General features: G+C 46.7%; 8 protein-coding genes and 1 pseudogene. 1 reads left to right on the plus strand and 8 read right to left on the minus strand.

Annotation, left to right across the window (positions count from 1 at the left end; translation table 11 throughout):
- Positions 1–13 precede the first annotated feature (13 nt).
- From fliE to D791_RS16965, 7 genes are all read right to left on the minus strand, one after another.
- Positions 14–373: a flagellar hook-basal body complex protein FliE gene (fliE, locus tag D791_RS16935; RefSeq protein ID WP_036514172.1), complete on the minus strand. Its 360-nt coding sequence runs from the start codon at positions 371–373 to the stop codon at positions 14–16.
- A 189-nt stretch (positions 374–562) separates the two neighbouring features.
- Positions 563–1,189, minus strand: a complete 627-nt coding sequence (locus tag D791_RS16940) for a 3'-5' exonuclease (protein WP_036514175.1) — start codon at positions 1,187–1,189, stop codon at positions 563–565.
- Between the two features lie 4 nt (positions 1,190–1,193).
- A complete protein-coding gene (locus D791_RS16945; RefSeq protein WP_036514177.1) occupies positions 1,194–3,035 on the minus strand; it encodes a DUF294 nucleotidyltransferase-like domain-containing protein in 1,842 nt (613 codons plus the stop codon).
- Positions 3,036–3,090: 55 nt separating this feature from the next.
- Entirely contained in the window at positions 3,091–4,779 is a 1,689-nt protein-coding gene (locus D791_RS16950) for a VC_2705 family sodium/solute symporter (protein WP_036514179.1), read from the minus strand.
- Positions 4,780–4,947: 168 nt separating this feature from the next.
- Positions 4,948–5,457: a hypothetical protein gene (locus tag D791_RS16955; RefSeq protein WP_036514181.1), complete on the minus strand. Its 510-nt coding sequence runs from the start codon at positions 5,455–5,457 to the stop codon at positions 4,948–4,950.
- Between the two features lie 94 nt (positions 5,458–5,551).
- A complete protein-coding gene (locus tag D791_RS16960; protein ID WP_036514183.1) occupies positions 5,552–7,321 on the minus strand; it encodes a sodium:solute symporter family protein in 1,770 nt (589 codons plus the stop codon).
- 5 nt (positions 7,322–7,326) lie between these two features.
- The gene (locus D791_RS16965; protein WP_036514185.1) at positions 7,327–7,587 is read right to left on the minus strand and encodes a DUF4212 domain-containing protein; all 261 of its coding nucleotides are present in this window, start codon (positions 7,585–7,587) and stop codon (positions 7,327–7,329) included.
- 288 nt (positions 7,588–7,875) lie between these two features.
- Between D791_RS16965 and D791_RS16970 the strand changes: the two are divergent.
- Positions 7,876–11,807 (plus strand): annotated as a pseudogene (locus tag D791_RS16970) (hybrid sensor histidine kinase/response regulator).
- Positions 11,808–11,881: 74 nt separating this feature from the next.
- Here the strand turns inward: D791_RS16970 and D791_RS16975 are convergent.
- The gene (locus D791_RS16975; protein ID WP_036514187.1) at positions 11,882–12,544 is read right to left on the minus strand and encodes a response regulator transcription factor; all 663 of its coding nucleotides are present in this window, start codon (positions 12,542–12,544) and stop codon (positions 11,882–11,884) included.
- Positions 12,545–12,653: the final 109 nt, after the last annotated feature.

The raw sequence follows: 12,653 nt of genomic DNA on the forward strand, positions 1-12,653 counted from the left end.
TAGTCAAGCTCTATTAAATCGGCATTTTGGAAATGTCTTCGTAGGCAGACACCAAACGATTACGAACTTGTGTCATGGCTTCAAAGGAAACCGATGCTTTTTGCGCTTGAATCATGACCTGAGGCAGGTCAACACCTGCATCCCCTCGCTCATAAGCCTCACGCATCACATTTGCGGTTTTTTGCTGCTGGTTAACGGAATCAACCGCCGACTTGAGTAAGGCACCAAAACCAGAACGGTCCGTCGGTTTAACCGACTCTGTGTTTAGCTGCCCTATCGATGGCAATGCAACCTGTTGCGCCCCTGCTTGCATTTCCGCACGCAGAGAACGCATCTGTGACAATACACTTGTAATATCGGTGCGCTCAATCATGCAATTACCCCACTCATTTACGGCATTTTTTTGACATTATAAAAAATTTACGCCACAACACAAACAAATATACCCCACCAATGACGGTATTTTGTCACTTTCTCACAAAGAGTGGCGCAACACAGGTTAGAATGCAAAAAACAGGCCAACCGACCTGTTTTGAAATGTGTCAAAAAAACGAGAGGCTATCTACGCGACCGAAGGCGGGGAGCCGTGCTTCAAGCGAACATACATCAACGCCACCGTAATCGCATCTCCAAGCGCTGTATGACGCTGTAAAATCGGAATATCCAATTTTTTTGAGATGGTATCAAAGCGCAGATCAATTTCCCCACCCACAGACTTCCACTTAATAATGTCGTGATAAACATGGGATAATTCAATGGCCTTATTCGGCAAGCCAAACCCATATTGAGGACGGATAAACTTATCCAAGACACGTATGTCATAATTGACATAATAGCCCAAAATCGGACGATTACCCACAAACTGTAAAACTTGCTCTAGCGCTTCGTCTATCTCAATACCATCCACCAAATCACTGGCTCGGATTTTATGTATCAAGATAGAGTCTTTTGACAAGGACGCAGGTGGCTTTAATTTAATATCCAATCGATCACTCGTAATGACTTTACGTCCTTTAATTTTGACCGCTCCAATGGATAGTATTTCGGCTTTTTTGACATCTAAACTCGTCGTTTCGCAATCTAGGGACACAATTTCATCACCCTTATACGGCTCAAACAAATGCGCATATTCACTGTCTTTGTGATCACGTCGGTCTTTTAGGCGTCTAATCATACGTGGAAGGATCATTGGGTTAGGTCCCTATATGATAACGATTGGTAAGAAACTTTTTAAAATCTTTAACAATACTCAAGGCGTCTCGCAACAGCTCACGCTCTAGCTTATTTAGTTTCTGTAAGTCGATAGCATTCGGGGTATCATCCACACCCGACTCACTCGCTTCAACCCTATCGATTTGTTGCTTCAAGCGCAACTGAACAAACAATGACAAGGCCTCAGACAAATTAGCACCTAACGCCTTAGGCAGCTCACCTTTCTCTATCAATAACTCGATACGTTTAAAGGTGTTGGTTTCAAGAATTTTATGTTCAAGTGCCATGGTACGAATGCCGTGTACAATTGGAAAAACACCTCCTTTTTTAATATCCAAACTCCCCTTGTCTTTTAACTTGCCAAAAAAAGTGAGAGGCGTATTAAAATCCAATGAGGCTTTAGCAAAATGCGAGAAAAATATTTCGTTATTGCGAATACTGCGTAAAAATGCATTACGAGCCACTTTAAATAATGCCACGTTGCCAGCCACAGGCTTACCATCAACCGCGATAGCCAGCTTCATGACCGACTCACCGTCAAATTTTTGACTCCAACGTGACAACTTATTCGCCCAAGCCTCCGTTGAATTCACCCATTCAGGGTTTGATACCATAATATTGCCTGGGCAAGGTGGGAAGCCAAATGTCATTAATGTTTCACTAAACTGCTTCATCACCTCATGCATTTTAGGCCACTCCAGCCCATCGCGGAAAATAAGACCGTTGTCTTGATCCGTTTTCATTATTTGCTCGCCACGCCCTTCAGACCCCATCACAATTAAACACACATGGGGGCGCATATCCTGAGGAATGGTTAAATCAAACAGCTTTGACAAAATGCGTCCATTCATGGCCGCCAACAATTCCATGGTAAACCGTATTTTCACGCCCGTTGAAATCAAGGCCTTGATAAGCTCCGTCAACCCTCGGGAGGCATCTCGTAAATCAGCAATGGTTTGCGCACGCTCAACTCGCAATCCAATGACGTGAGAATGGCTTGAGAAATGACTCAAAACATCAGTAAGCTCTACAATTCCAACCAACACCTGAGCATCTTTCATGACCACAACACGCTCTATTTGCTGTTGTGTCATCATAATCAGCGCATTAAACAAGTAGTCTTGGGGATCGATGGTAATCAAGCGATAGCTCGCGATATCGGAAACGTCTGAATCAAGAGGTAGCTGATTGATGACCACCGCATCCAAGAGATCCGTTCCTGTTACCATCCCATATCGATTGCCCTTCTTAGCCAACACACAATCGGCTTTCATTTCACGCATCAAGCGCGTCGCTTCAAAAATTGAGGTTCCTTCCAATACGATCAACGGTTCGCGTATCGTACCGTCATCAATCCGAGCCAACATAAACTCAGCCATGTCCTGACTCTGGCCATGTTGAGCGACAATTTCACGCTTAGCCGTCAGATTTTGTTGGAAATAATCAGCAAATAAATGATTGCTTGATATGAGCTCTAAGAGCGTTTTAGTCGGCAATAAATGGCAAATAGTTTCGTCAACGGCAATAAAATTATGAATCGCTTTGCCATTTAGCGCTGACCAACCACCAAAATAATCTTCATCCTGATAGTGAACAAAGACGTTCGAGCTAACAACCTCTCCTGTAGCCAAGGTCTCGCCCAAATCACTCTCACCCACTCTGCCTTTTAAGATGACATACAACCCCTCTGGCGCTGTTCCTGCCTCAATGATGGTTTCACCTTTCTGAAAATAGGTAATATCTAAGTGACTGCGAAGCAAAGCCTGTTCTCGCTCATCAAGTAAGCTGAACGGCAAATTATCCATTTTGAATGAGTCAGGCATTGTTTACTCCGTTGTTATTGTTAAGGGTTGGTTCAATACTGTAATCCCTGCAACGCTAAGGTGATGAGGTCACCCTCATTTTGGCCATCCTCTGTTCTACCAAATCATCTGGGGCCTGTGTTAAATACGATACAACGCCACTAACCAAGAAATTCGATAACAAGGCCACTCCTCCAAAGGTTGCGAATGAATAAGGCCAATACGCACCTATAGAAAGCGATACACGTGTGACGATGAGAAAACCCAACATCAGCAACAATGCGAACAACATACCCGCGAACACACCTTTTGCATGTATTCGCTGACTGTACACACCGCACACAAGCGCAGGGAACAACACCGCACCCGAGACTATAAATCCAATAGCAAGGGTCTCAATCAAGGTCCCAAGCGGAAAAATGGCAAAGACCGACGCTAAGACAACCAAACCTGCAGACACCCAACGCACTAGATGCAATGCTTGCCTATCCGTCATCTGCGGCGTGAAACATTTTTTCATCAAGTCACGAGACACGGATATCGATACAGCCATCAAAACGCCCGCAGCGGAGGCTAATGCCGCCGCTAAAGCCCCTGATGCTAACAAAGCAATCACCCAAGAAGGGAGAGAGGCAACCTCTAAGAAAACAAGCGCCATTACATCCGCATCCAACGACAACTCACTGCTCAGCTGACCCAGTGTGTCATCGGGTTGCGCATAGCGCACACGTCCATCTTGATTATCATCCTGCCACTCCAGCAATCCCGTCATCTGCCATTTTTCAACCCAATCAGGCATTGCCGCCGCATACAAACCTTCGCCATCATACTCTTTCACTGTATGTAAAAACTGTGCGCCTCCCACCATCCCAACACCCGGAATAGCGGAATAAAAAAAGACAATAAACAACAGTGCCCAGCCTCCGGACAACTGGGCTTCCCGTGGTGTTCCCACCGAGAAAAAACGCATAATCAAATGGGGCAAAGCAGCCGTACCACAGGCCAGTAGCAGCACCAATAGACCTTTTTCAAACCACAATACATGCGTTGATACAAATGCATCCAAGCCCACATCCACTCTAAGTCGTTCAAACCAATCGAAGACTCGCCCCTGATCCCCGACTTCAGCAAACGGCAACGTCTGGGGAAAAAACTGCCCAGTCACTTGAAAGCCAAGAAAAAAGGCCGGCACCATAAAGGTAAAAATCAAAACAGAAAATTGAATGACTTGTGTATAGGTCACACCTTTGATTCCACCCATAATGGCGTAAAAAATCAATAATATGACAGCAAACAGAATAGCGGTTGTGATGGGCACCTGCAGGAAGCGTGAAAACACGATACCCATTCCTCGCAATTGAGCCGCCAAGTAGAAAAGTGCAATCAAAACACTGGTGAGAACAGCCATCACACAAATCCAACGAGATTGATAGCGCTTAAGCATAAAGCCCGGCACAGTGGCTTGACCAAAACGCCGTAAGTAAGGGATCAGCAATACAACCAATAGGATAAAGCCCATGCTCCAGCCTAGCATGTAAAGAAAAGCCTCCTGACCTGCCACAAAAAGGCAACCTATCAGAGACAAAAACGTCACAGCTGAAATCCAATCGGCCGCAATGGCGGCACCATTTGTCATGGGTGAGACACGCCCTCCCGCCATATAAAACTGCGTGGAAGCATGGCCTTGACTCAAGCTATACACAGCATAGATAACAAACACACTGATTAGGGCGAGTAGACCGTATAAGAGATGTTCAGGCAACATTTGGCTGCTTTCTCTGTGGTTGTAGTATGACCAACACCCTATCAACAGTGGATAAGGCTTGAGGACTATGCACTTAGTCGTAAAATTATTATAGAACACATTTGTTAATGTCCTTCGACTCTAACAAAGGACACAAGCAAGAGAAAAGCCTGACTTTAGTCTCAATTTTTAGTCGTGACAGACACTTCTATAGAGAATATCGTCTTTTGCTAAAACGCGTAATCGCTCAAACTGCAAGGTGCGCTCTGACGATAATGGCAAGAGCTCGGCTGTCTCGCAATTCAGCACGTGCGCTTTTACCGAGACATGATCAATGTGTTGTTTTTCAAAGCGGTAAAGAATAAATTCTGCCAGCTCCATCCCATTCAGTTCAGACTTAGCGATGTTATTCGTATCCAATACACTAAACGCAATCGTCATAGGAAACCAATAGGTCCAAGGACGCCAAAACACCTGCCCCTCTTCTGTGGATACAACCACTGTCCCCTCAGGTTGACGCTGTTGCTGATGATCAAACCAGTCGTATTCATAATAAATTTGATAAGCCAACATCCCTATACCTGCAAACACAGGAATAATCCACTTTGGCACTTTATTACGTGTCAGTTTACGCAGAATTAACGCGATCCCCGCCGCACCTAGTCCTGCAAACACAATCGCGATTATTGTCCAAATCATGCTTAACCTTTCCTGAAATAAGTCGGGCCTCCGTTTGGAGGCCCGCTTAGAAGACCCTAACTTACAGCCTGCGCTGTGCTAGGTTCTATTATGCTCAGTGATCAAGAGCAGCGCCAGCACCTTTTGGTGTACGAACGCTTTCAACCAGATCCTGAATTTCTTGTGGTGGCTCCTCAGTTGCCAAAGACACTGCATAGGCGACTGCGAAGTTGATGATTGCACCAATGGCACCGAAGGACAGAGGTGATACACCGAACAACCAGTTATCTGGTGTATTGGCCAACATGTTCGTACCTGGAATAAAGAACCATCCCAAGTAAGTGAAGATGTAAACCAATGTAGAGATCAAACCAGCAAGCATACCTGCGATAGCACCCTTGTCGTTCACACGCTTAGAGAAGATACCCATCATCAATGCAGGGAACAAAGAAGCTGCCGCAATACCGAAGGCCAACGCCACCACCTGTGCCGCGAAGCCGGGTGGATTGAGTCCAAGGTAGGTTGCTAAGAGGATCGCACCCGCCATGGAGATACGCGCCGCCATCATCTCATTCTTTTCACTGATATTCGGGTTAATGATATTCTTGATTAAGTCATGACTGATCGCTGACGAAATCGCGAGTAACAAACCTGCCGCCGTTGAAAGTGCTGCTGCAATACCGCCCGCTGCAATCAAACCGATTACCCAAGGTGGTAAGTTCGCAATTTCAGGGTTCGCCAGTACTAGAATATCGTTGTTTACCGTTAACTCATTGCCGTTCCAACCACGTGCTTGTGCCGTTGGAGCAAACGCCGCATTAGCATCGTTGTACATTTGGATACGGCCATCGTTGTTCTTGTCTTCCCAACGAATCAGACCTGTTTGTTCCCACGTTTTCACCCACTCTGGACGATCCGCATAGGCCAAGGCATCAGCCGTTGGGCCTTCAGGGTAGATAGTGTTAACAAGGTTCAAACGAGCCATAGATGCAACAGCAGGAGCCGTCAGGTACAACAAAGCGATGAAGATCAAAGTCCAACCTGCAGACCAACGCGCATCAGCAACCTTTGGTACAGTGAAGAAGCGAATAATAACGTGTGGCAGACCTGCTGTACCGATCATCAGAGACAAAGTGAACAATACCATGTTCAGTTTGTTATCAACGTCAGCAGTATAGTCGCGGAAGCCCAATTCACGTACCACTTCATCGAGTTTTTCCAACAGAGGCATGCCAGACTCAACATGAGTACCAAACAAACCTAACGGAGGAATTGGATTGCCTGTGATTTGCAAAGAAATGAACACAGCTGGAATGGTGTACGCAACAATCAACACCACGTACTGAGCCACCTGAGTGTAGGTAATCCCTTTCATACCGCCAAATACGGCATAAAGGAATACGATTGCCGCTGCAATCCAGATACCTGCTGCTGAGCTGACTTCCAAGAAACGAGAGAAAGCTACACCAGCGCCTGTCATTTGCCCGATAACGTAGGTCACAGACATGATGATTAAGCATATAACCGCTGTTAATCGTGCACCACGGCTGTAGAAACGGTCACCAATGAAGTCAGGCACCGTAAACTTACCGAACTTACGCAGGTAAGGTGCCAGCAGCATCGCCAATAACACGTAACCACCTGTCCATCCCATCAAGAAAGTCGAGTTAGCGTAACCGCCCGCTGCGATCAAACCCGCCATTGAGATGAAAGATGCAGCTGACATCCAGTCCGCAGCTGTCGCCATACCGTTAGTGATGGGATTTACACCCCCACCCGCAACGTAGAATTCCTTTGTTGACCCAGCACGTGCCCAGATCGCGATACCTATATAAAGAGCGAAGGATGCGCCCACAAATATAAGATTGATTGCAAATTGACTCATGCCGTTTACTCCTCGACACCAAATTCTTTATCGAGCTTGTTCAATCGCCACGCATAGTGGAAAATGATCGCGATAAAGGTGAGGATCGAACCCTGTTGTGCAAACCAGAATCCTAGATCAGTTCCGCCAACCGGAATACCGGCTAACATAGGACGAAGGAGTATGGCGAAGCCATACGATACTAGAGCCCAAACAACGAGACTCCAGGTGATAAGGCGAACGTTCGCCTGCCAGTATGCAGCTGCATTTTGCTTATCATCTGCCATGGTGACTCTCCATTTTTTTGTTATTGGAGTTGAGAAAAATACAGCTTCAATCTAACAAAGGTCACCCGTAAAAGAAAAGCCCCGACTTTAGTCTAGAAACCAATGATTTAATTGATGATTTCAGAAAAAACCTAATGATTTCTGACACTAGAGCGTGACACGTCCGAATTGTCGATGATCAAACCTTTAGTCAAACACGACAATGGTATAATAGGTTGAAATCAACTAGATGTGATCCTATGGGATTATCGGTACACTAGCCTTCTACTTTGATATCAGGATATCGCGATGCTGTCTGGCGGATTAATCATACTTATCTCTGTCGCCTACTTAATTCTACTGTTTGCAATTGCCTACTACGGTGATAAAAGCTCCACCGGACAGCGACTGGCCAACCATCCGTTAATTTACTCATTGTCGCTAGCGGTGTATTGCTCATCGTGGACTTTTTATGGTGCCGTAGGTCGAGCGTCCACCACGGGTTGGGAGTTTGCAGCCACCTATCTAGGACCTGTGCTTGTGTTTATTTTTGGCTGGCGCATGATCGAAAAGATCATTCTCGTCAGCAAACAACAAAACATTACCACCATCGCCGACTTTATTTCCTCCCGTTATGGAAAAAGCCAAAGCCTTGCTGTTCTGGTCACACTAATCGCTGTCTTAGGTACCATGCCCTACATCGCGCTGCAACTTAAAGCGGTTGCCCTTAGCTATAACGCGATTGCACCTGGGGCAACAGAAGCGCTCAGCAAAGGTAGTGATACCGCATTATTTGTGGCGTTACTCATGGGGATTTTCGCCGTGCTGTTTGGTACACGTCATATCGATGCCACTGAACATCATCCCGGTATGGTGCTGGCGGTTGCGTTTGAATCCATTATCAAGCTAACGGCTTTTTTATCTGTCGGTTTTTTTGTCACCTTTTATTTGTATGATGGGTTAGGGAACACGCTCAGCCTGATCTCTGACCAAATTCGTTACACCCCAACCTTTCAATCCCCTTTTGCTGGCAGTTTTTTGACAGAAACAGTGCTTGCCTGTGCCGCTGTGATTTGTTTACCGCGCCAATTTCATGTCACAGTCGTTGAAAACACCCATCCTAAACATTTATTAATGGCTCGCTGGCTTTTCCCGTTATACCTCATTTTACTTGGGCTGTTTGTTTTACCGATTGCCGTTGCAGGTATGGATATTTTTGCGGGCAGCGCAATTGATGCCGACTCCTACGTACTCATGCTCCCCCTCGTTGCTGGATGGGAACATCTTGCCGTTTTCGCGTTTATCGGCGGTTTGTCGGCGGCCACCAGCATGGTCATCGTCGCCAGCATTACGCTCTCGACGATGGTCTGTAACGACATTGTCATGCCTTTATTACTACGTATTCGCTGGTTACGTTTATCGAAATCGGGCGATCTGGGTGCGCTCTTACTTCGTGTGCGTCGCATCACGATATTGGGATTAATGATTCTTGCCTATTTTTACTACCGAATATTTGGCGATCACGCTCGCTCGCCTCATTTGGTTTATTGGCATTTGTGGCCGCGATCCAATTTTTGCCCGCAATTATTGGCGGTATTTATTGGAAAGAAGGCACCCGACAAGGTGTACTGGCAGGCATGATCGCAGGTATGATTCTATGGGCCTACACACTGGTTCTACCGACCACTCGTGCCGCCTTAGACATCCCGTACGCACTTACCGACCTCATTCCATCTGATACGCCTTCATGGTTAGAGCCCACCGCACTTTTTGGCATTACTGGTCTCGACCCTCTCACACATGGTGTCTTCTGGAGCCTATTCTTCAACCTGTTCTTTTTTATCTTCATCTCGCGCATATCCCGTAGCCGCTTGGTTGATCGCATTCAAGCGACCGCCTTTATTAACGTTCACAATAAAGACATCAGCGATCAATCTCGACTCTTTGGGCATGTCACGGTTGAAGACTTAGAAATGCTGAGCGAGCGCTTCTTGGGGGCTAGCCGTACACGCCATGCCTTTACAGGGTTTGCGCTACAACGAGGGGATCACTACCCTTTACCGGGCGACAAAGCCAGCCCGGAACTCATTCAATACACGGAGCGCATGCTTGCTGGCGCCATCGGTGCCTCGTCAGCACGCATAGTCATGGACTCTACTCTACGCGGTAAAACCATGATGATTGGTGATGTCGTGACCATCGTAGACGAAGCCTCAAAAGCCTTGCGTTTTAATCGATCCTTGCTGCAATCGACCATTGAAAACATTGGACTGGGCATTAGCGTAGTTGACCAACAAATGCGTTTAGTCGCTTGGAACCGTAAATACATTGAAATGTTCAACTACCCAGATGGGTTGATTTGCATTGGTCGTCCCATCGAAGATGTCTTCCGCCACAATGCCAAACAAGGCGAATACGGCCCCGGCGACATTAACGAACACATCAAAGCACGAATCGCTTTGCTGCTCGACAACAATCCCCACTCATACGAACGGATGCGTCCTGATGGTAGCGTGTTGCAAATTCGTGGCAATCCTATGCCCAACGGCGGCTATGTCAACACCTATATGGACATTACCGATCACAAAGCGATTGAGGAGGCCTTGCGTGAGAGCGAACAAAATATCCGCATTTACACCGACAACGTGCCAGTTTTAATTGCCTACTTAGATCCTCAAATGCGTTACTTATTTATTAACAAAGCCTATGCCGACGTCTTTGGCTTAGATCGTCACCGTGTTGCAGGCATCCCTTGCTACAGCGTCCTCACACGTGAAGAATATGAATACCGCCGCTACTATATCGATAAAGCCCTTTCGGGTGAACGACAGCGCTTTGAAACAAAGTTACCCACAAAAGATGGCAGTGATCGTTTTGCCGAAGTGACGTACATTCCGCATATGGGGGAGCATGGCGATTTATTGGGCTATTTTACCCTCTATCAAGACATTACCGAGCGCCGTATTGCGGAATTGGCCCTACAGGAAACCAATGAAAATCTAGAGCAACGCGTACGCGAACGGACGCAAGCGCTCTCGGTCGTCAACAAAGAGTTACGTAAAGAAAACACCATACGTGCTCTGATAGAAGACGAACTTCGTCAAGCCAAATCCGACGCAGAAGCGGCCAACTTAGGCAAAACCCGCTTTTTAGCGGCAGCCAGTCATGATTTACTGCAACCCTTAAATGCAGCTCGCTTATTTATCTCGGCGCTTGCACAAAAAACCTATGAGCCCGATGTCAATCAACTGGTCGAAAATCTAGATGGCTCGTTACGTGCGGCAGAAGAGCTAATCACGACTATTCTCGACATCTCTAAACTGGACGCAGGCGCGTTAGAGCCTTCACCCAGCCATTTTTCCTTGTCCAACTTGATCAATAACCTAAGCACCGAATTTAAAGCACTGGCATCTGAACGTAACCTTGAGTATCGGTACGTCTGTTCAAAGCAAGTGATTTACTCCGATCCAAAACTTTTGCGTCGAGTTTTACAAAACTTTTTATCCAACGCCATGCGCTATACGAAAACGGGCAAGGTACTGTTAGGAGCAAGACGCGAGGGACACTATTTGCGACTTGAGGTATGGGACACAGGCGTAGGGATTGCTGAAAACAAGATCAAAGAGGTCTTTGAGGAATTCAAGCGCATCGACAACCCTCGTCACAGCGAAGTCAAAGGACTGGGACTCGGCTTGGCTATCACGGAGCGTATCGCACGCATGCTGGGTCATGACATTAACGTCCGCTCATGGCCCGGAAAAGGCTCTGTATTTAGTGTGCGCGTCCCCTTAGGCGATCCGGCGCTTGAAGTGAAAAGTAAACCTGAAAAACGAGGCTGGATTCGCAGTAAAGGACTTAATGGCATACATGTCCTCGTGATTGACAATGAGCCCAAAATTCTTGAAGGCATGAACGCCCTGCTCGAAGGTTGGTCATGCCACGTTTTAACAGCGCTGAATGCAGACTCAGCCGAACAGGCGATTCGTGAGCGTAATTTTACACCGGATATTATTCTGGCCGATTATCATTTAAGCGATGTTCATACGGGCGTGATGGCGCTTGAGCAACTCAGTGAACTTTGGCGCCAACCTGTGCCATCGATTGTGATTACGGCAGATCGAACCGAAGCCGTCAAAGATGAAATTGAGCAGATAGGCGCACAGTTATTAACCAAGCCCATTAAGCCAGCCGCACTGCGTGCGATGATCAACAAATTAATTGCTCAAAATCGAGAGGAATAGCTAACCTTGGCTTAAGTGGCTGATGCCATAACGTAAAAGACCCCCTTAGGGGTCTATTCAAAGATCAATGGATTTTACATCCCATCGGTTTTGACAGGCTCAACCCCTAAACGCTGCGCTGCAATCACCGCTTGGGTGCGGCTGTGAACACCGAGCTTGCGAAGAATGGCTGTCACATGTGCTTTGATCGTTGCTTCTGACACACTCAACTCATAGGCAATCTGCTTATTCAGCAAACCTTCGGTCAACATAGTCAGCACTCTAAACTGCTGTGGCGTTAAGGATGCCAAGGCTGACGCAAACTTATAGTCCTCTTCCGGTAAATCCGCGACACTGCTGATTTCCTGTGGCAACCACTCTTCACCCTCCAACACCTGTGTAATCGCTTCCGAAATCACCTCTAATGGAGAAGACTTAGGAATAAACCCAGAGGCACCGTAATCCATCGCACGTTTCATCACATGGGGTTCTTCACTACCCGACACCACTATCACAGGCACACCTGGATGCTGTCCACGTAAAAACACCAATCCAGAAAAGCCATGTGCGCCAGGCATATGGATATCCAATAGAATCAAATCTGCATCAACATGCTGCTCAGCAGCGCCTTGAACCGCCGAAAGTGAGTCAGCCTCCACGATCTCAACGCCAGGGACTGCTTGCATAACCGCTTGTTTCAGAGCTGCGCGAAACAGTGGATGATCGTCAGCAATGATAACCTTTTGTGCTAATTGCATGGTATTCCTCTCTCAGACCCGCTTTCTTATGATTGCATAATAGCATCACTTTAAACGCAAAACTCCCCCCTAGCCAAGCCAGGAGGGAGTTAATTTAGGTCAAAACGCT

This window comes from Nitrincola nitratireducens, from assembly GCF_000585235.1.
Classification (GTDB): domain Bacteria; phylum Pseudomonadota; class Gammaproteobacteria; order Pseudomonadales; family Balneatricaceae; genus Nitrincola; species Nitrincola alkalisediminis.